Origin of the sequence: Sulfitobacter sp. HNIBRBA3233, from assembly GCF_040149665.1 — a bacterium.
GTDB classification, from domain to species: Bacteria; Pseudomonadota; Alphaproteobacteria; order Rhodobacterales; family Rhodobacteraceae; genus Sulfitobacter; species Sulfitobacter marinivivus.
The window spans coordinates 1,610,254-1,628,163 of the sequence record NZ_JBEFLP010000001.1 but is presented as its reverse complement, the minus strand read 5'-3'; the positions used below and the strand labels follow the sequence as shown (position 1 = coordinate 1,628,163).

The window sequence follows — 17,910 nt, the reverse complement described above, 5'->3', positions numbered from 1 at the left end:
TGGCAGATGGCGCATGCGTTTCCGAGGCACGGCGCGCGGCACGTCTGAAAGATTGTTGCCGTATTGGTTAAAATCATCCGGCCAAAGCCATATTATACCCCGAAATCACGACAATGCCGCATTCTCGCCGCGAACTCACCCCTTCCTTGCCAGTAGAATCACTCCCCATGGACACATGAACGAAACGCACCACGAAACCGGTGCACGCCATGGGGATGGAAAAATGTTTGGAATGGGGTTCAAATCGCGGCAACCCGCAAAGCGCACGATTGAAATGACCGGCGCATACGATGGCGGGCTTGCGACGCTTACACACGGGCTGATCGCCGGGACGCGGGTTGCCAGCAATCTGGGCTGGCGCGCCATCGACGCGCTGGCGGTCGGTGACAAGGTTCTGACCTTCGACAACGGCATGCAGGAGGTCGTCGCAGTGCGCCGCGCCTCTGTCTGGCTGGACGCGCCCGAGACGGGCGAGACCCTGTGGCCTGTCGTCGTGCCCGAAGGGGCATTGGACAACCGCGAAGAGATGGTTCTTCTGCCCGAGCAGGGCGTCATGGTCGAAAGCGATGCGGCGCAGGACATGCATGGCGATCCCTTCGTCATCCTGACCGCGCAAAGCCTTGTCGGGCTGCGGGGTATCTACCGGCGGCGGCCTGCGATGCGGGTCGAACTCGTCGCCGTGTATTTTGAGCGGGACGAAGTCATCTACGCCGAAGGCGGCGCGCTGATCCATTGCCCGCAGGATCTGTCGACCCTCGACAAATTTATCAAAGGCAGCGCTTCGAGCCAGTACCGGGTGCTCTGCGGGGAGGAGGCCGAGGAAATGGCCGACTGTCTGTGCATCGAAGACCATTTGATGGCGTGGCCAACCTGTGACGCCGGCATGTCGCACACCGCCTGACGCTGACCGCGCCTGCGTTCAGAACACCCGCCACCCCATGGCCAGAAGGGACCGCAGCTGCGGTCCTTTTGTCGTTTATGCCCCCGCAACGATAACTTCGGGCATAAGGACTTCTCTGAGCCTCACGATTGGATTGCTCCCGGATATGTGACCCGTCTGACGGCGCGCGCGGGGCAGGGCTGTCGGCTTCTGTTCCGGGGCCGCCGCCTTGCGGGCTTTGGCCAAGCGACAGGCGGTCTTCCATTTTGAAACCGCGTTTGTGGGCTCGCCGGTTGGCGGACTATTCTTCCGGCTCTGATGCGCGGGCTAGGCCCTGCCAGCAGTCTTGGGCTTCTCGTCCAGCGGCGCCAGCAGAGCGGCGATCTGGTTGCGCAGCCACGTATGGGCAGGATCGCTCGAGAATTTGCGATGCCACACCATTTCCAGCGTCGCTGTGGGGACCGGCATCGGCGGGCGGTAGACTTCAAGCCCCGCATCGGCGGCTACGCGGTGGGCAAGCGCGCTGGGCAGCAGCGCGATCAGGTCAGATCCCGCGACGGCCCTGTAAACGCCGGAAAAAACCGGCAGGGTCATCACGACACGGCGTTTTCGTCCGATCCGCTCCAGCGCGGCATCCCCCATGGCGCGATTTTGCCCTTCGGGGGAAAACAGGACGTGACCCAGCGCACAAAAAAGGTCCAGTGGCACGGTATCGCCGGATGACAGGCCCGCGCCGCCGATCTTCGGGTGATCCTTCCGCGCGACGACGACGAAGGTTGAATGAAAGACCGTCCGGCTTTGAAGCCATTTCGGCTTTTCCGTTCGCGGGATCAGCGCCAGATCGACCTTGAACCGTTCCAGCGTGTCGAGATGGCTGTCAGCCACCAGATCGACCAGATGGACCCGCATGGCGGGTGCGAGTGTCTGGATGCGGTCGGCCAGCGCGGGCATCAGCAGTTCCGCAAAGAAATCGCTGCCCGACAGACGGAAGTCCGATGTCGCACCTGCGGGGTCGAAATCGTCGGAGCGGCGGATCAGGTCGGCCACCGCCTCGAGGATCTCGCGCAACGGCTCTTCGAGCGACAGCGCGAATTGCGTGGGCGCGAGCCCTTGCCCCTTGCGGAAGAACAGCTCGTCCCCGAGCGCTGTCCGCAAGCGGCCAAGTGCCGCCGAGACAGCAGGTTGCGACAGGCCCAGACGCGTGCCGGCCTTCAGCGTCGAATGATCGCGTAAAAGCGCGTCGAGAACCCGCAGGAGGTTGAGGTCAAATGCAGATAAATCACTCATGTAAATTTATTATATATGAAAAATCGATTTTTTGTATGGGAAAACCTGCCGTAAACTTTGTCTGTCCGCACGGGCAGCGCTCCTGACTGCCAGCGTCCAGCGGAAGCAAGAGGAGTTTTCGATGCGATCCATTTCAACTGTATTTTTCATCACCGCTGCCGTCTTTGCGCTGGCTGGGATGGCTTGGGGGATACAAATGTCCGCCAGCCACGATCACAGCCTGTCGCCGGCGCACGGGCATCTCAACCTCATCGGCTTTGTCGCCATGTCGGTGTTCGGTACATATTATGCGCTGTCTCCGCGCGCCGCTGAAAGCGGTCTGGCAAAGGTTCACTATCTGGTGGCGACTGCTTCGGTCGTCGTTCTGGTGCCGGGGATCGTCTTTGCCATTACCGATCGCGGAGAGATTCTGGCCCAGATCGGGTCCGTCCTCGCGGTCCTGACAATGGCCCTTTTTCTCGTTGTCGTGCTGCGTCACGGGATCGAGAGGGGGAGCCGCGCCGTCGCAGCGGAATGAACGCCGATTGCCTGTTCAGACCGGTCGGAAAGCGAAAGGGGCGCCGCTGGCGCCCCTTGTCAATTCACCGACGGTGATCCGGCTCAGGCGGCTGCCTGTGCCTCGGGACCGAAGCGGCCATAGAACGTCTGGTTCTTCTCGGCCATGTCCCGCAGCAGGTCGGGGCATTTGAAACGCTCGCCGAATTGCGCCTCCAGCTGGTCACAGCGTTCTGCCGCGTAGGGGGTGCCGATCATGTCGAGCCAGCTGAGCGGCCCGCCGGACCATGGCGCGAAACCCCAGCCGAGGATCGCACCGACGTCGCCTTCGCGGATGTCCATCAGAACGCCTTCTTCCAGCGCGCGCACGGCTTCGAGAACCTGCACGAACATCAGACGGTCCTGAACGTCCTGAAGGGAGGGCTGTTCGTCCGCCAGCGGGTATTTGTCGTGGATGCCTTTCCAGTAGCCCAGACGCTTGCCCTTTTCGTCGTATTCGAAATAACCGGCTTTCGCCTTGCGGCCCAGACGGCCTTCTTCCTCCATCCAGACGATCAGATCGTCGGCCTCGGACGCGGGATAGGCGTTGCCCATCGCGGCCTTGGTGGCGCGCATGATCTTGGTGGCAAGGTCGATCGAGGTCTCGTCACCCAGCTGGACGGGGCCCACCGGGAAGCCGAGCATCTGCGCTGCGTGATCGATATACCATGGCGCGACACCTTCCGTGATCATCCGGTTCGCCTCATTGCCGTAGGGGATGATGCAGCGGTTGGCGTAGAAGAAGCGCGCGTCGTTGACCACGATCGGGGTCTTGCGGATCTGGCGCACGTAATCGAGCGCCTTGGCCACCGCGCGGTCACCTGTATTGGCACCCTTGATGATCTCGACCAGAAGCATCTTTTCGACCGGAGAGAAGAAGTGGATGCCGATGAATTGCTCCTGACGGCTCGATGCCTTGGCAAGCTCGGTGATCGGCAGGGTCGAGGTGTTGGAAGCAAAGATGCAGTCTTCGGGGATCACGGCTTCGACCTTCTGGGTCATCTCGGCCTTGACCTTGGGGTCTTCGAACACCGCTTCGATGATCAGGTCACAGCCTTTCAGCGCGTCCAGATCGGGGGTCGCGGTAATCAGGCTGAGAAGCTGCTCTTTCTTCTCTGGCGTGGCTTTCTTGCGCGAAATGCCCTTGTCCATGTAATCGGCAGAGTAGGCCTTGCCGCGGTCCGCCGCTTCCTGATCGCGGTCGATCAGCACAACCTCGATGCCCGCCTGCGCAGACACCAGTGCGATGCCCGCACCCATCATGCCGGCACCCAGAACGCCGAGTTTCTTCACCCGCTGGCCCGGCACGCCTTCGGGACGCACGGCCCCTTTCTCAAGCGCTTCCTTGTTGAGGAAGAGCGAACGGATCATCGCCGAGGAAGAGGGGTTCATCAGAACCGAGGTAAACCAACGTGCCTCGATCTTCAGGGCCGTGTCGAAGGGCACCAGCGCGCCTTCGTAGACCGCGCTCAGCAGGGCTTTCGGCGCGGGGTAGGCGCCTTTGGTCTTGCCGTTGACCATCGCGGAGGCGCCAACGAAAGTCATGAAGCCTGCGGGGTGATAGGGGGCGCCACCGGGCATCTTGTAGCCTTTGGCGTCCCATGGCTTGAGGATATCTGCATCCGTCGCGGCCAGAACCCAGGCGCGCGCGTCGGCCATCGGGTCATCGCTGACCTCGTGAATGACGCCTGCCTTCTTGGCGGCTTCGGGAGCCATCATCTTGCCTTCCAGCAGCAGCGGGGAGGCCGCCATCGCGCCCAGCATACGCACGAGGCGTGTGGTGCCGCCCGCGCCCGGGAAGATACCGACCTGGATTTCCGGCAGGCCGATGCGGGCCTTTGGGTTGTTGGCGGCAAAGATACGGTGTGTCGCCAGTGGCAGTTCCAGCCCGATGCCCGCAGCGGTGCCGGGCAGCACAGCGGCGACAGGCTTGCCGCCCTTGTTGGTCTTGGGGTCCATGCCGGCGCGTTCGATCTTGCGCAGAAGGGTGTGCATGCGCATCGTGCCCTCGAACAGGCCCTTGGCCGGGTCATCGCCGGCGCCCGCTTTCAGGTCGGCCAGCAGGTTGAGGTCCATCCCGCCGGCAAAGGAGCCTTCCTTGCCCGAGGTAATGATGATCCCTTTGACGGCATCGTCGGCCAATGCCTTGTCGGTCAGCGCATCGAGTTCCTCGAGGCCGTCTATGCTCATCACGTTCATCGACTTTCCGTCCACGTCCCACGTGATGGTGGCGATGCCCTCGTCATCGACTTTCATTGTAAAATCAGTCATATGCGTTTCTCTCTCTTTCTGTCGCGCCTCAGGCGCCGGGCGCGCTTGGCACGCCGATATCGGTATTGTGCAGGGCGCGCCCTACAGTTGTGTTGTTGTCCACCGCATACTGGCTGGCGCTCAGCTTCCAGTCTCCGTCCACCCGCGCGATCACGCAGAAGGCGGGGAAGGGATCCTGAACCCGGTAGTTTCCGGCCATCATATGCGTTGTGTGAGTCGCTTCGATCCGGTCACTGCCGCGGAACTCGGCCACATCGCAGACGCGCACCAGATCGGTGACGCCTTTTCTTCTGTAGTCGCAGACCACGCGGTCGAAGACGGCGCGCATCTGGTCGCGGGTCTCCAGCACTGCTTTCCTATCGGAGGTCTCGATGCAGTGTGGCAGGTGGAAACAGCTCATGAAGCGGTCGAAATCGCCGCTCAGCAAAGCCGTGCCGGTGATCTCCAGCAGCCTTTGCGACACGTCTTTCGCTGTTTCCATCCGCGGGCTTTGCATCGGTTACAGCCGCTCGATGATCGTGGCGGCCCCCATGCCGGACGCAATGCAAAGCGTCGCCAGACCGACCTGCTTGTCCTGACGCTCCAGCTCGTCGAGAAGCGTGCCGATGATGATTGCGCCAGTCGCGCCCAGCGGATGGCCCATCGCGATGGAGCCGCCGTTGACGTTGACGCGGTCGTGGTCGACGTCGAAGGCTTCCATGAAGCGCATCACAACCGATGCAAATGCCTCGTTCACCTCGAAGAGGTCGATGTCGGAAATGCTCATACCGCTCTCGGCAAGGATCTTTTCGGTCACGGGGACGGGACCGGTCAGCATGATGGTAGGGTCGGTGCCGATCTTGGCCGTGGCACGGATGCGTGCCCGCGGCTTCAGTCCGTATTTCTCACCGAACTCCTTGTTGCCGATCAAAACCGCTGCGGCGCCATCCACGATACCGCTCGAGTTGCCGGCGTGGTGGATGTGGTTGATCTTTTCCAGGTGCGGGTATTTCAGCAGGGCGACCTTGTCGAACCCGGGCATCACTTCACCCATCTGCTGGAACGCGGGGTTCAGGCTGCCGAGCGACTGCATGTCGGTCTGCGGGCGCATGTATTCGTCGTGGCTCAGGATTTCGAGGCCGTTCTGGTCACGCACGGTGATAACGGATTTGTCGAACCGGCCTTCGTCCCATGCCTTCTTGGCGCGCTGCTGGGAGGCCACGGCAAGTTGGTCCGCGTCGTCGCGGCTGTGGCCGTACTGCGTGGCAATGATGTCGGCGGAAATGCCCTGTGGCACGAAATACTGTTCAAGCGCGACCGAAGGATCCGCGGCAATGGCGGCCCCGTCCGAGCCCATCGCGACCCGGCCCATCATCTCGACACCACCGGCGATATAGGCTTCGCCCGCGCCGCCCTTCACCTGGTTGGCAGCCAGGTTCACGGCCTCCATGCCGGACGCGCAGAAGCGGTTGATGGCCAGACCCGGGATGGATTCGTCCAGATCGGAGGCCAGCACGGCAGAGCGCGCAAGGCATCCGCCCTGTTCCATCACCTGCGTGACGTTACCCCAGATCACGTCCTCGACGGCGTGGCCCTCAAGATTGTTGCGTTCCTTCACGGCATTGAGCGTCAGCGCGGACAGGCGCAACGCGGTCACTTCGTGAAGACTGCCGTCCTTGCGGCCCTTGCCGCGCGGGGTGCGCAGGGCGTCGTAGATATAGGCTTCGGTCATCGGTTTCTCCTTGGATTGACCGCTTGCGCGGCCGTCGGTGTTCGAACGCGGCCCGAAGACCGCGAAAAGGTATGGCCCGTTGAAAGGGGCGTTTCGGGATCAGGCCCTGTCGGCGGGAGAGCCGGGCATCAGATCATAGGGGGATTTCCAGCCCGGCGTGTCTGACAAACGGGTCAGCCAGGCGTCGATGTTGGGATAGGCGCTGCGGTCGAATCCGAAGGGCTCGGGGTAATAAAGATACCCGCAACAGGTAAGGTCGGCGTTGGTAATCCCGTCTCCCACAATCCAGTCGCGGCCCTCCAGATGGGTGTCCAGAACCTCGTAGGCCCCTTTCAGACGCCCGAGGTTGAATCCGATAACTTCCTTGGGCTGTTTGTCCTCGGGCAGGAAGTTCATCAAGAACCGCGTGACGCCCGCCATGGAGCTCAGCTTGTGATTGTCCCACAGGACCCAGCGCAGGATCTCGCGACGCTCCGCCGCGTCGCGGCCGCCGAACTTGCCGGATTTCTCGGATACATAATCCTGGATCACGCCGGATTGGGTCAGCTTCACGTCGCCGTCGATCATCACCGGCGCTTCGCCCATGACGTTCAGTCCCTGCCGGAATTCGGACGACCGCCCTTCACCGGCGAAAAAATCGACCTTCACCGGCTCCCAGTCCAGACCTGAGAGTTCCAGTGCAAGGGCCGCCTTGTAGGAATGGCCGCTCTCGCCGAAGCAGTGCAATTTGATCGTCATCTGTCTCTCCCGTTGCTAGCGTTACAGGCGGGGCAAGCCCCGCATGAGTTTATTGGCAAATTGGAGCCTGCGGTTGCGCTCCTGCGGATCCGTTGCGCGAAGGGCTTGAAGGGCTTCTCCATTTTGCCCTTAAACTCAATCCCGCAGCCGGCCACACGCGTGATCCTCAGAGATTGCGCGCGATAAGCTCCTTCATGATCTCGTTTGTGCCGCCGTAAATGCGCTGGACCCGCGCATCCGCCCACATCTCGCCGATGGCGTATTCCTGCATGAAGCCGTAGCCGCCGTGCAGTTGCAAACAGTCGTCCAGAACCTCGCCCTGAGTGTCCGTCAGCCAGTATTTGGCCATTGCGGCGCGGTCGACGGTCAGCTCGCCGCGCAGATGTTCCGCGATGCACTGGTCGAGGAAGGCACGCGCGACCGTGGTCTTGGTCTTGCATTCCGCCAGTTTGAAGCGGGTATTCTGGAACTGCGTCAGCGGGCCGCCGAAGGCTTCGCGTTCCTTGCAGTATTTGATCGTGCGCTCTACGGCACCTTCCATAGCACCCATGGCTTCGCAGGCGATGATCAGCCGCTCCTGCGGCAGCTGTTTCATCATCTGGTAGAACCCCTGGCCCTCTTCACCGCCGAGGATGTTCTCGGGCGGGATCGCGACATTGTCGAAGAAAAGCTCCGAGGTATCAGAGGCGTGCTTGCCGATCTTTTCAAGGTTACGGCCGCGCTGAAAGCCTTCGGCGCCGTCCGTCTCGACGATCACGAGGCTCACACCCTTCGACCCGGCGCTCGGGTCCGTCTTGGCAGCGACGACGATCAGGTTGGCGTGCTGGCCGTTGGTGATGAAGGTCTTCTGGCCCGACAGGCGATAGACGTTGCCATCGCGGATCGCCTTGGTCTTGATGCTCTGCACATCCGATCCGGTCGAGGGTTCGGTCATTGCCAGCGCGCCGACCAGTTCGCCGCTGACCATCTTGGGCAGCCAGCGCTTCTTTTGCTCTTCCGAGCCGTAGGCCAGCACGTAATGGGCGACGATGCCCGAATGGATGGAATGGCCCCAGGAGGCGAGATTGGCGCGGGCCGCTTCGATCAGGATCGCGGCCTCATGCCCGAAATCGCCGCCCGCACCGCCGTATTCCTCGGGGATCGAGGGGCAAAGCAGACCCAGCTCGCCGGCTTCCTGCCAGATCTCGCGGTCCATCTGGCTTTGCTTGCGCCATTTCTCGAACTTGGGCGCCCATTCGGTATTGATGAAATTCGCCGTCATATCGGCGATCATCTGGTGCTCGTCAGTCATCCAGGTGGATGGGCTGGTGGCGAAATCTCTCATCGGGGTCCTCCGGGGCGCGTTAGCGTTTGCGGTCGTCGATCTCGGCGTTGAAAAGCCGCAGGCGTGCAACGAGGTTTTCCTCGTTCATCACGCTGGAAAAATTCTCGAAGAGAAACGACAGTGCCTCGCCTTCGTCCAGCCCCGCATCGGCGCTGAATTTTTTCAGGCGGCGGTAGCCGTCCTCGGTCATGGCGACAGGAAAGCGGCGGGTCAGGCGAAAGCGTTTTGGCATGGTCTCTCCGGGGTTGGCCGCGGGCGGGGAAAGTCCGCCCGCAACCGGCAGTCTAGAAGTTCGCGGCGTCCAGCGCCATGACAGTGTCCGCGCCACTCTGGATGCGGGTCAGGTGCAGCGACGTGGCAGGCAGTTGGCGCGCCATGTAGTAGCGACCGGTTGCGAGCTTCGTCTCGTAGAACGTCGCGTCATCGGTGCCGTTTGCCAGCGCCTCATGCGCGGCCTTACCCATCATCGCCCACATCAGGCCAAGGCAGACATGGCCGAACATGTGCATGAAGTCGTTCGACCCTGCGAGAGCGTTGTTCGGGTTTTTCATGCCGTTCTGCATGAAATACATGCCCGCCGCCTGAAGATCCTTCGACGCCGCCTTCAGCGGTTCGATGAAGTCACGGTCGTAGTCTTCGTTCAGACCGGCGTTATCCTTGCAGAAGGATTTCACCAGATCGAAGAAGGCCATCACGTGCTTGCCGCCGTCCTGCGCCAGCTTGCGGCCGACGAGGTCGAGCGCCTGAACGCCGTTGGCGCCTTCGTAGATCATGGCGATGCGCGCATCGCGGGTGAACTGCGACATGCCCCACTCTTCGATGTAGCCGTGGCCACCGTAGATCTGCTGGGCCTTCACCGTCATGTCGTAACCTACGTCGGTCAGGAAGCCCTTGATCACGGGGGTCAGCAGCGACACCAGACCGTCCGCGTCCTTGTCATCCGAGCGGTGCGCGGCGTCGATCATGGTGGCGCCCCACAGGATGAACGCACGCGCGCCTTCCGCAAAGCTTTTCTGATCCATCAGCGAGCGGCGGATGTCGGGGTGTACGATCAGCGGATCGGCAGGTTTGTCGGGGGCCTGGGCCCCGGTCACTGCGCGGCCCTGAAGCCGGTCGTGGGCATAGGCCAGCGCGTTCTGATAGGCCACGTCGGCCTGTGCCAGACCCTGCATGCCGACGCCGAGGCGGGCTTCGTTCATCATGGTGAACATGGCACGCATGCCCTTGTGCTCTTCCCCCAGAAGATACCCGGTCGCACCGTCGTAGTTCATCACGCAGGTCGAGTTGCCGTGGATGCCCATCTTTTCCTCGATGGAGCCGACGCTGACGCCGTTACGCGCACCCAGAGAGCCGTCCTCGTTCACCAGGAACTTCGGCACGATGAACAGCGATACACCCTTGATGCCTTCGGGGCCGCCCTCGATCTTGGCCAGCACCAGATGGATGATGTTGTCGGACATGTCGTGTTCGCCCGAGGAGATGAAGATCTTCTGGCCGGTGATCTTGTAGCTTCCGTCTTCCTGCGGTGCGGCCTTGGTGCGCATCAGGCCCAGATCGGTGCCGCAGTGGGGCTCCGTCAGGTTCATGGTGCCGGTCCATTCGCAGGACGTCATCTTGGGCAGGTAGGTGTCCTTCTGCGCCTCGGTGCCATGCGCGAGGATCGCGGAGGCCGCGCCGTGGGTCAGGCCCTGGTACATCGTGAAGGCCTGGTTCGCGGCAGAGAAGAACTCGCCAACCGCGGTGCCCATCACATAGGGCATGCCCTGACCGCCGTATTGCTCGGGCATATCAAGGCCGGTCCAGCCGCCTTCGCGCACCTGGTCGAACGCTTCCTTGAAGCCTTTGGGCGTATAGACGACGCCGTTTTCCAGACGGCAGCCTTCCTTGTCGCCCACTGCGTTCAGTGGGGCGAGCACTTCGGACGTCAGCTTGCCGGCCTCTTCCAGAATGGCCGAGGTGAAGTCGGGCTCAAGATCCTCGTAGCCGGGGATCTTGGCTTCGGTCACTTTCAGAACATCGTGCAGAACGAACTGCATGTCCTTTGTGGGGGCTTTGTATGTGGGCATGTAACTCTCCCTAGAGCGTATGTCGGGTTTGCGAGGTGTGCGGCACGACCGCTCTGGGGCGTGCTGCGAAATTTCGGGGGTCTTCAGCCTGCCTTGCGGGGCTGGCGCAGGGACGAGATCATCTTCTCCCCCCATTTCAACTGGTCGCGCAGATCGCTGATCGCACTGTCGAGCTCCGCGCGCTGCTGCTCCAGATCGGCGAGCCGCTTGCAGGCCAGATCGTAGCTTTGTTCAAGCTGGCTCAACTGGCCGTCGCCTTTGTAATAGAGGTCGAGCAACTGGCGGATTTCTTCGAGGCTGAAGCCGAAACGCTTGCCGCGCAGGATCAGCTTCAGGCGGGCGCGGTCGCGTTTGGTGAACAGGCGTTTCTGCCCGATTCGCTGTGGAAAAAGCAGTTCCTTGGCTTCGTAGAAGCGCAGGGTGCGAGGGGTCACGTCGAACGTGTCGCACATCTCGCGAATTGTAAGTGTATCGCTACTCATCGGGTGTCTCGTTATCATCGGGGCCGGGCATATCCTTGGGGTGTCCGAGCCGTTTACATCACTTGGTGAAGGTGACGTAGTCATACGTTACGTCACATGCTAGGGTGACGTGAAGAGACTTTACGTCACGAGTTAAACCAAGACATATTGCCCGCGAAAAATCGCGGAAATCCGTCTTTTGGAGCGGTTCTGTAGCAGTTTTCGGGATTGGACCGGCTGTTTTCCGCCGTGCGGCGCGGATCAGGTGGTCTGGTCCAGCGCCTTTTGCGTGTCATCGCGCAAACGCTTGAGCTCGGACATCGCCTCGTCCAGTTCACGGCGCTTTTCGGCCAGTTCGGCAAGCTGCTTGTCCGCGATGTCGACCCACAGGCGCATCTGCGTTTCGGTGCCTTCGTTTTCGTAGATCAACAGCCACTGGCGGATTCCCTCGAGCGGGAAGCCGAACATCCGCCCGCGCATGATCAGCTTCATGCGGGCGACTTCGCGCGGGCCGTAGAAACGCGCACGGCCTTCGCGGTCGGGGGACAGCAGTTCGATATATTCGTAGTAGCGCAGCGTGCGCGGCGTCACGTCGAACTTCGCGCACATCTCCTTGAATGTCAGACGCTCGTCTTCTGGCATATCCGGCTGATCCTCCCAGACCAAAGCTAGAGCGGCGCGCGCGGATGTGCAACGCCCGCACTTGCCCTTTCTGCGCGCGTGCGGTGTAAAAGGGCCAACCGCCCGAGCCCCAATTTCGCAGGACAAAACAATCATGGTCGACCGAAGCAAACTGGCGCGCCAGTTTATCGAAGCCCTTCCCCATTCGGTACTATTGGGGATGGAGCCACGCGAGATGGGCGAGGGGAGTGCGGCGATCCGGATGCCCTACAAGGAAGAGCTGATCGGCGACCCCGCAACGGGCGTGATCCACGGCGGCGCGGTTTCGGCGCTGATGGATACCTGTTGCGGTGCGGCGGTGATGTGCCATCCCGAGAACCTTGCGGGAACGGCAACGATTGATCTGCGCATCGATTACATGCGCCCCGCAACGCCCGGTCAGGCGATCACGGCGCGCGCAACCTGCTATCATCTGACGCGCTCGGTCGCCTTCGTGCGGGCAACCGCCACGGACGACGACGAAGACAATCCTGTCGCCACGGCCACAGGGGCCTTCACGGTGGAGAAACGCGCATGAGCGGCAAACGCGGAAAACCCGAACCCGTACAGGTCGTCAAACAGCGCCGCGACGGTGCGCTGCGCGCGTTGGTCAATGCAGTCCCCTACATTCGCTTTCTGGGGATCGAATTCGAACGGCGCGGTGACGAGTTGACCGGCATCATGCCGTTCAAGCAGGACCTGATCGGCAATCCGCTGCTTCCCGCGCTGCACGGCGGGGCGACTGCCGCCTTCCTCGAAGTGACAGCGGTGATGACCCTGAACTGGACCTATCTGTGGGACGATCTGGAGGCCGGCAAGCTCAGTTTCGATGATGCCGCACCGGCGGATCTTCCGCGTCTGCCAAAGACCGTGGATTTTACAGTAGACTACCTGCGCACCGGCCTGCCGCGCGACGCCTACGCCCGCGCGCGGATCACCCGGGCGGGGCGGCGCTATGCGTCGGTGCAGGTCGAGGCCTGGCAGGATAACCGCGACCGCCATTACGCCGAAGGGCTGGGTCATTTCGTCATGCCCCACCAGCGTAGCGACTGACCGTGACCATGACCGGGACCGCAGCCCCGCAGCGGCTGAGCCATCGCCGTATCCTGCAAATCGCCGTGCCTGTGGTGCTGTCGAATGCGACGGTGCCGATACTGGGCGCCGTGGACACTGGCGTTGTGGGGCAGATGGGTCTGGCCGCGCCGATCGGTGCGGTCGGCATCGGCGCGGTGATCCTGTCGGCGTTCTACTGGGTCTTCGGCTTCTTGCGCATGGGCACGGTCGGTCTTGCGGCGCAGGCCGAGGGGCAGGGCGACAGTGGCGAGGTGGCGGCGCTTCTCACGCGTGCGCTGATGATCGGGCTGGGGGCGGGTGTCGTGATCATTGCGCTCCAGTCGGCGCTTTTCTGGGCTGCGTTCCGGGTTTCGCCCGCCAGCGCCGAAGTCGAGGTGCTGGCACGCCAGTACATGACCATCCGCGTCTGGTCGGCTCCCGCTGCGATCGCGCTTTACGGTATCACCGGCTGGCTGATCGCGGCGGAACGCACCCGCGCGGTTCTGGTTCTGCAACTGTGGATGAACGGGCTGAATATCGTGCTCGATCTGTGGTTCGTGATCGGGCTGGGCTGGGGCGTGGGCGGCGTGGCCTTTGCCACGTTTCTTGCGGAATGGAGCGGGTTGGCGCTGGGACTCTGGTTCTGCCGGGCGGCCTTTGCCGCGCCCGCATGGCGCGATTGGGTCCAGGTTTTTGACGGGGCGCGCTGGGTACGGATGATGCGGGTGAACTCGGACATCCTGATCCGGTCGCTGCTGCTGGAGGCCATCTTTGTCAGCTTCATGTTTTTCGGTGCGGGGCAGGGCGATGTGACCCTCGCCGCCAATCAGCTGCTTTTGCAGTTCCTGATGATCGCCAGCTTCGCCCTCGACGGGTTTGCCTTTTCGGCCGAGGCGCTGGTGGGCAAGGCCACGGGACAGCGCGATCCGGTGCGGCTGCGGCGCGCGGCCCTTTTGGCATCGGGGTGGGGAATGGCGTCTGCCGGGCTTCTGTCGCTTGCCTATGCGCTAGGCGGCGGAGCGATCATCGACCTGATGACCACCTCCGAGCCCGTGCGTGACGCGGCGCGGATCTATCTGCCCTATCTGGTGGGCCTGCCGGTGCTGGCTTGCGCGGCCTTCATGCTCGACGGGATATTCGTGGGCGCGACCCGCAGCCGCGACATGCGCGACATGATGGCCCTGTCCTTTGTCATCTATGCGGTCGCGGTGGCGCTGTTGCTGCCGCCTCTGGGCAACCACGGTCTGTGGCTGGCGATGCTTATCGCCTTCATCGCGCGGGGCATCACGCTGGGCCTGCGGTATCCCTCGCTCGAGCGCGCGGCGGCCTAGAGCCAGTCGTCGCGGCGGCTGCCGACCGCATCCGCAACGGTCGCAAAACCGTCCCGCGCCAGCAAGGCGTCAAGCTCGTGGGCGATTTTTGGCACCATGCGCATCCCGCCATAAACCAGCGCGGTATAAAGCTGCACCGCCGAGGCGCCCGCGCAGATCTTGGCGTAAGCGTCCTGCGCGCTGGCGATACCGCCCACGCCGATCAACGGCAGATCGCTGCAGGACGACAGCCGCGCCAGCACCCGCGTCGAGCGTTCGAAAAGCGGCGCACCGGACAGCCCGCCTGCCTGTTCGCGCTGCGCAGATCGCAGCCCCTCGCGGCTGAGTGTCGTATTGGTCGCAACGATTGCCGCGACCCCCGCGTCCTGCGCAACCTCGGCGATCTCGGTGATCTCTGCAACGGTCAGATCGGGCGCTATTTTCAGAAAGACCGGCGTTGTCCCGCGCGCGGCCATCACACCATCGAGCAGCGCCGACAGCGCGGCCTTGCCCTGAAGATCGCGCAGTTTCTCGGTGTTGGGGGAGGAGACGTTGACGGTGGCGAAATCGACGTGGTCGCGGGCCGCTTCCATCACGCGGGCAAAGTCGCCCGCGCGGTCGGCGCTGTCCTTGTTGGCCCCGAGGTTCAGACCAACGGGTATCTGGCAGGAGGAGCGCGCCAGACGCGCGACGATGGCGTCCATGCCTTCGTTGTTGAACCCGAAGCGGTTGATCGCGGCGCGGTCGTCGGACAGCCGGAACAGCCGCGGGCGCGGATTGCCTGCCTGCGCGCGGGGCGTCGCCGCACCCACCTCGATAAATCCGAAACCCGCCGCGCCAAGCGGCGTGACCGCCTGCGCGTTCTTGTCGAATCCCGCCGCGAGGCCGACGGGATTGGGCAGCTCGATCCCGGCGACGTTTGTGCGCAGACGCGCCGAGGTCACCGGACCGGTTTTCGGCCCGAGCCCCGCCTGCAAGGCACGGATCGCAAGGCCATGGGCGGTTTCGGGATCAATCTGGCGCAGAAGGCTCAGGCCCATAGCCTCCAGAAGCGCGCTCACGCAAAGATATCCTGCGGCGGCAGCCCACGGGCACGGATCAGCCGCGAATTCTTGATGGAGGCGGTGCGGTGGACAACCGCCTTCTTGTAATCCGGGTCGGTGACCATGGCCAGAAACGCTCCTGCGGTGGGGTAGCGGGCGATGAACATCGCGTCCCACTGTTCGGACGGATCACCGATCAGCGTGACGTCGAAACCGCCGCGCCAGATGATCTCTCCTCCGACCTTTTTCAGGACCGGACCACTGTGTTGGCCGTAAAGCGCGTAGGCCTGCGCCCCGGTCAGCCCGTCGCGGGCCCGCTCGTGGTCGCCCGGATAGTTGGCCAGATCGTTGAATTGCACGAGGTTGAGCATTTCGATCGGTGTATCGCGGGGCAGGGATTTGAAGATCTCGAACTGCGCGCGGTCTGTGTCTACATATCCGGTCACTCTGCGGCCTCCTCTAGCCCGGCGGGGAACTGGTGTTTGCCGTCCACCAGCGGCAGCGGCTGCGCCCAGATCACATCGGCCAGCCGCAGGTTGCGGTAGAGATGCGGGAACAGCGCGTCGCCGCGGGAGGGTTCCCATTTCAGGTCATCGCCCAGGGTGTCCGTCTCGACCGCCAGCAGGAACAGGTCGTCCTCTGCGGCGAAATGCTTGGCGGCGGTTTCCGCCGCCTGCGTCGCAGTAGAGAAGTGAACGTAGCCGTCGGCCACATCGATCGGCGCCCCGGCGGTTTCGCCGTTGGCGCGCAGCGCCTGCCATTCGGCAGCGCGGAAAATCTTGAAGATATGCATGCTTCCCTGAATGGCTTTTCGCGCCCTGAGGGTCAAGTGCCCCGGCTTTGCGCAGATCGGCAGGGGTGACGCTGCGGGAGGTGGCGGGGGCCGCACATCCGCTTTGACAGGCAGCCGGTGGCAGGCTTTGATACCGTCAGAAACCCAACGGGAGACCCGATAATGAAACGATTCCTTCTCAGCGCGGCCGTTCTTGGCCTGAGTGCGGGAATGGCCAGTGCCGAATACAAACTGACCATCCTGCACACCAACGATTTTCACGCACGATTCGAGCCGATCAGCAAATACGACGGTCCATGCGGCGCCGAGGACAACACCGCAGGCGAATGTTTCGGCGGGACCGCGCGTCTGGTGACAGCGATCAAGGACGCGCAATCGCGCACCAACAACGCGATCCTCGTGGACGGCGGAGACCAGTTTCAGGGCACGCTGTTCTACAACTACTACAAGGGGGCCATGGCCGCCGAGATGATGAACAAGCTCGGCTATGACGGCATGACCGTGGGCAACCACGAATTTGACGACGGGCCCGAAGTGCTTGCATCGTTCATGGCGGCGATCGAATTCCCGATCCTGATGTCGAACGCCGATGTCAGCGCCGAGCCGCTGCTGGCCGACAAGCTGCAAAAATCCACCGTGATCGAACGCGGCGGTGAACGGATCGGCCTTATCGGCCTGACGCCCGAGGATACCGACGAGCTCGCGGCCCCCGGCGACAACATCACCTTCTCCGATCCCGTCGCTGCCGTTCAGGCCGAGGTCGACAAGCTGACCGCCGACGGGGTGAACAAGATCATCGTGCTCAGCCACTCGTCCTATGCCGTCGATCAGGAAGTCGCGGCCAACACGACTGGCGTCGATGTGATCGTGGGTGGCCACTCCAACACCCTGCTGAGCAACACCAGCGATCGCGCCGAAGGCCCCTATCCGACGATGGTCGGAAACACGGCTATCGTTCAGGCCTATGCCTACGGGAAATATCTGGGCGAATTGAACGTCACTTTCGACGACGACGGTAACATCACCGAAGCCGTGGGCGAGCCGATCCTGATCGACGCCTCGGTCGCCGAAGACGAAGCGACGGTCGAGCGTATCGCCGAAATGGCGGCACCGCTGGAAGAGATCCGCAACCGCGTCGTGGCGGAAACCGAAGAAGCGATCAGCGGGGACCGCGAAGTCTGCCGCGCGCAGGAATGCACGATGGGCAATCTCATCGCCGACGCCATGCTGGCGCGTGTCGCCGATCAGGGCATTCAGGTCGCTATCCAGAACGGTGGCGGCATCCGTGCGTCCATCGACGCGGGAGAGGTCACCATGGGCGAGGTGCTGACGGTTCTTCCGTTCCAGAACACGCTGTCGACCTTCGAGGTGAAGGGATCGACCCTGATCGAGGCGCTTGAGAACGGCGTCAGCCAGATCGAGGAAGGCGCGGGCCGTTTCCCGCAGGTTGCGGGCATGAGCTATGCCTTCGATGCGAGCGCAGAACCCGGATCGCGCGTGTCCGACGTGATGATCGGCGGCGAGCCAATTGATCCCGAGGCAACTTACGGCGTGGTGTCCAATAACTACGTGCGCAACGGTGGCGACGGCTATGCGATGTTCAAGACCGCGATGAACCCCTACGACTTCGGCCCCGATCTGGCGGATGTCACGGCGGAGTATCTGGCCGCGAACGCGCCCTACAAGCCCTATACCGATGGCCGCATCACGGTGAAATAATCACCGGCCAAAAGAGCCGCGCAATGCAGGCGCGCGCAGGGAAACCCGCGCGCGCCTTTT

Annotated in this window: 19 protein-coding genes; 6 read left to right on the top strand and 13 right to left on the bottom strand. The window is 62.7% G+C overall.

Features of this window, described 5'->3' with window-relative positions; translation table 11 throughout:
• Positions 1–274: 274 nt before the first annotated feature.
• A complete protein-coding gene (locus ABMC89_RS07810; RefSeq protein WP_349566885.1) occupies positions 275–901 on the top strand; it encodes a Hint domain-containing protein in 627 nt (208 codons plus the stop codon).
• A 306-nt stretch (positions 902–1,207) separates the two neighbouring features.
• Here ABMC89_RS07810 and ABMC89_RS07805 read toward each other — a convergent pair whose 3' ends face one another.
• Positions 1,208–2,167, bottom strand: a complete 960-nt coding sequence (locus ABMC89_RS07805) for a LysR family transcriptional regulator (RefSeq protein ID WP_349566883.1) — start codon at positions 2,165–2,167, stop codon at positions 1,208–1,210.
• 121 nt (positions 2,168–2,288) lie between these two features.
• Between ABMC89_RS07805 and ABMC89_RS07800 the strand changes: the two genes are divergently transcribed.
• The gene (locus ABMC89_RS07800) at positions 2,289–2,684 is read left to right on the top strand and encodes a hypothetical protein (RefSeq protein WP_349566881.1); all 396 of its coding nucleotides are present in this window, start codon (positions 2,289–2,291) and stop codon (positions 2,682–2,684) included.
• A gap of 83 nt (positions 2,685–2,767) precedes the next feature.
• Here the strand turns inward: ABMC89_RS07800 and ABMC89_RS07795 are convergent, their stop codons facing one another.
• From ABMC89_RS07795 to ABMC89_RS07755, 9 genes are all read right to left on the bottom strand, one after another.
• Entirely contained in the window at positions 2,768–4,972 is a 2,205-nt protein-coding gene (locus ABMC89_RS07795) for a 3-hydroxyacyl-CoA dehydrogenase NAD-binding domain-containing protein (protein WP_349566879.1), read from the bottom strand.
• A gap of 28 nt (positions 4,973–5,000) precedes the next feature.
• Complete coding sequence (locus ABMC89_RS07790) at positions 5,001–5,453, bottom strand: hypothetical protein (RefSeq protein WP_349566877.1); 453 nt, start codon at positions 5,451–5,453, stop codon at positions 5,001–5,003.
• An 18-nt stretch (positions 5,454–5,471) separates the two neighbouring features.
• A complete protein-coding gene (locus tag ABMC89_RS07785) occupies positions 5,472–6,683 on the bottom strand; it encodes an acetyl-CoA C-acetyltransferase (protein WP_349566875.1) in 1,212 nt (403 codons plus the stop codon).
• A gap of 99 nt (positions 6,684–6,782) precedes the next feature.
• Positions 6,783–7,421: a glutathione S-transferase family protein gene (locus ABMC89_RS07780; protein WP_349566873.1), complete on the bottom strand. Its 639-nt coding sequence runs from the start codon at positions 7,419–7,421 to the stop codon at positions 6,783–6,785.
• 166 nt (positions 7,422–7,587) lie between these two features.
• The gene (locus tag ABMC89_RS07775; RefSeq protein ID WP_349566870.1) at positions 7,588–8,745 is read right to left on the bottom strand and encodes an acyl-CoA dehydrogenase family protein; all 1,158 of its coding nucleotides are present in this window, start codon (positions 8,743–8,745) and stop codon (positions 7,588–7,590) included.
• Between the two features lie 19 nt (positions 8,746–8,764).
• Positions 8,765–8,977: a hypothetical protein gene (locus tag ABMC89_RS07770; protein ID WP_349566868.1), complete on the bottom strand. Its 213-nt coding sequence runs from the start codon at positions 8,975–8,977 to the stop codon at positions 8,765–8,767.
• 52 nt (positions 8,978–9,029) lie between these two features.
• The gene (locus ABMC89_RS07765; RefSeq protein ID WP_349566866.1) at positions 9,030–10,811 is read right to left on the bottom strand and encodes an acyl-CoA dehydrogenase C-terminal domain-containing protein; all 1,782 of its coding nucleotides are present in this window, start codon (positions 10,809–10,811) and stop codon (positions 9,030–9,032) included.
• A gap of 83 nt (positions 10,812–10,894) precedes the next feature.
• On the bottom strand, positions 10,895–11,293 hold the full coding sequence (locus ABMC89_RS07760) for a MerR family transcriptional regulator (RefSeq protein ID WP_349566863.1): 399 nt from the start codon (positions 11,291–11,293) through the stop codon (positions 10,895–10,897).
• A 240-nt stretch (positions 11,294–11,533) separates the two neighbouring features.
• Positions 11,534–11,914, bottom strand: coding sequence for a MerR family transcriptional regulator (locus ABMC89_RS07755; protein WP_349566861.1), 381 nt, complete (start codon positions 11,912–11,914; stop codon positions 11,534–11,536).
• 133 nt (positions 11,915–12,047) lie between these two features.
• Between ABMC89_RS07755 and ABMC89_RS07750 the strand changes: the two genes are divergently transcribed.
• Genes ABMC89_RS07750 through ABMC89_RS07740 form a run of 3 tightly spaced genes read left to right on the top strand, consistent with a single transcriptional unit; the run spans position 12,048 to position 14,316 of the window.
• A complete protein-coding gene (locus ABMC89_RS07750; RefSeq protein ID WP_349566859.1) occupies positions 12,048–12,470 on the top strand; it encodes a PaaI family thioesterase in 423 nt (140 codons plus the stop codon).
• On the top strand, positions 12,467–12,985 hold the full coding sequence (locus tag ABMC89_RS07745) for a PaaI family thioesterase (RefSeq protein WP_349566857.1): 519 nt from the start codon (positions 12,467–12,469) through the stop codon (positions 12,983–12,985). The genes ABMC89_RS07750 and ABMC89_RS07745 overlap by 4 nt, the downstream gene beginning before the upstream one ends.
• Before the next feature lie 8 nt (positions 12,986–12,993).
• Positions 12,994–14,316 carry an MATE family efflux transporter gene (locus ABMC89_RS07740; protein ID WP_349566853.1) on the top strand — a complete coding sequence of 441 codons (1,323 nt, stop codon included), beginning with the start codon at positions 12,994–12,996 and terminating at the stop codon, positions 14,314–14,316.
• Here the strand turns inward: ABMC89_RS07740 and ABMC89_RS07735 are convergent.
• Genes ABMC89_RS07735 through ABMC89_RS07725 form a run of 3 tightly spaced genes read right to left on the bottom strand, consistent with a single transcriptional unit; the run spans position 14,313 to position 16,131 of the window.
• Complete coding sequence (locus tag ABMC89_RS07735; RefSeq protein WP_349568563.1) at positions 14,313–15,335, bottom strand: quinone-dependent dihydroorotate dehydrogenase; 1,023 nt, start codon at positions 15,333–15,335, stop codon at positions 14,313–14,315. The genes ABMC89_RS07740 and ABMC89_RS07735 overlap by 4 nt on opposite strands.
• 17 nt (positions 15,336–15,352) lie before the next feature.
• Complete coding sequence (locus ABMC89_RS07730; RefSeq protein ID WP_349566851.1) at positions 15,353–15,784, bottom strand: DUF1330 domain-containing protein; 432 nt, start codon at positions 15,782–15,784, stop codon at positions 15,353–15,355.
• Entirely contained in the window at positions 15,781–16,131 is a 351-nt protein-coding gene (locus ABMC89_RS07725) for a DUF952 domain-containing protein (RefSeq protein WP_349566849.1), read from the bottom strand. Before ABMC89_RS07725 ends, ABMC89_RS07730 begins: the two co-directional genes overlap by 4 nt.
• Before the next feature lie 162 nt (positions 16,132–16,293).
• On the opposite strand from ABMC89_RS07725, the gene ABMC89_RS07720 reads away from it, so the two are divergent.
• Entirely contained in the window at positions 16,294–17,850 is a 1,557-nt protein-coding gene (locus tag ABMC89_RS07720) for a bifunctional metallophosphatase/5'-nucleotidase (protein ID WP_349566847.1), read from the top strand.
• Positions 17,851–17,910: the final 60 nt, after the last annotated feature.

What these genes read in the sequence shown, in the direction of transcription:
- ABMC89_RS07720 (WP_349566847.1), top strand. Translation starts at nt 16,294, where the DNA reads ATGAAACGATTCCTTCTCAGCGCGGCCGTTCTTGGCCTGAGTGCGGGA.
- ABMC89_RS07765 (WP_349566866.1), bottom strand. Translation starts at nt 10,811, where the DNA reads ATGCCCACATACAAAGCCCCCACAAAGGACATGCAGTTCGTTCTGCAC.
- ABMC89_RS07805 (WP_349566883.1), bottom strand. Translation starts at nt 2,167, where the DNA reads ATGAGTGATTTATCTGCATTTGACCTCAACCTCCTGCGGGTTCTCGAC.
- ABMC89_RS07750 (WP_349566859.1), top strand. Translation starts at nt 12,048, where the DNA reads ATGGTCGACCGAAGCAAACTGGCGCGCCAGTTTATCGAAGCCCTTCCC.
- ABMC89_RS07760 (WP_349566863.1), bottom strand. Translation starts at nt 11,293, where the DNA reads ATGAGTAGCGATACACTTACAATTCGCGAGATGTGCGACACGTTCGAC.
- ABMC89_RS07780 (WP_349566873.1), bottom strand. Translation starts at nt 7,421, where the DNA reads ATGACGATCAAATTGCACTGCTTCGGCGAGAGCGGCCATTCCTACAAG.
- ABMC89_RS07795 (WP_349566879.1), bottom strand. Translation starts at nt 4,972, where the DNA reads ATGACTGATTTTACAATGAAAGTCGATGACGAGGGCATCGCCACCATC.
- ABMC89_RS07735 (WP_349568563.1), bottom strand. Translation starts at nt 15,335, where the DNA reads ATGGGCCTGAGCCTTCTGCGCCAGATTGATCCCGAAACCGCCCATGGC.
- ABMC89_RS07755 (WP_349566861.1), bottom strand. Translation starts at nt 11,914, where the DNA reads ATGCCAGAAGACGAGCGTCTGACATTCAAGGAGATGTGCGCGAAGTTC.
- ABMC89_RS07775 (WP_349566870.1), bottom strand. Translation starts at nt 8,745, where the DNA reads ATGAGAGATTTCGCCACCAGCCCATCCACCTGGATGACTGACGAGCAC.
- ABMC89_RS07770 (WP_349566868.1), bottom strand. Translation starts at nt 8,977, where the DNA reads ATGCCAAAACGCTTTCGCCTGACCCGCCGCTTTCCTGTCGCCATGACC.
- ABMC89_RS07725 (WP_349566849.1), bottom strand. Translation starts at nt 16,131, where the DNA reads ATGCATATCTTCAAGATTTTCCGCGCTGCCGAATGGCAGGCGCTGCGC.
- ABMC89_RS07745 (WP_349566857.1), top strand. Translation starts at nt 12,467, where the DNA reads ATGAGCGGCAAACGCGGAAAACCCGAACCCGTACAGGTCGTCAAACAG.
- ABMC89_RS07740 (WP_349566853.1), top strand. Translation starts at nt 12,994, where the DNA reads ATGACCGGGACCGCAGCCCCGCAGCGGCTGAGCCATCGCCGTATCCTG.
- ABMC89_RS07800 (WP_349566881.1), top strand. Translation starts at nt 2,289, where the DNA reads ATGCGATCCATTTCAACTGTATTTTTCATCACCGCTGCCGTCTTTGCG.
- ABMC89_RS07785 (WP_349566875.1), bottom strand. Translation starts at nt 6,683, where the DNA reads ATGACCGAAGCCTATATCTACGACGCCCTGCGCACCCCGCGCGGCAAG.
- ABMC89_RS07790 (WP_349566877.1), bottom strand. Translation starts at nt 5,453, where the DNA reads ATGGAAACAGCGAAAGACGTGTCGCAAAGGCTGCTGGAGATCACCGGC.
- ABMC89_RS07810 (WP_349566885.1), top strand. Translation starts at nt 275, where the DNA reads ATGACCGGCGCATACGATGGCGGGCTTGCGACGCTTACACACGGGCTG.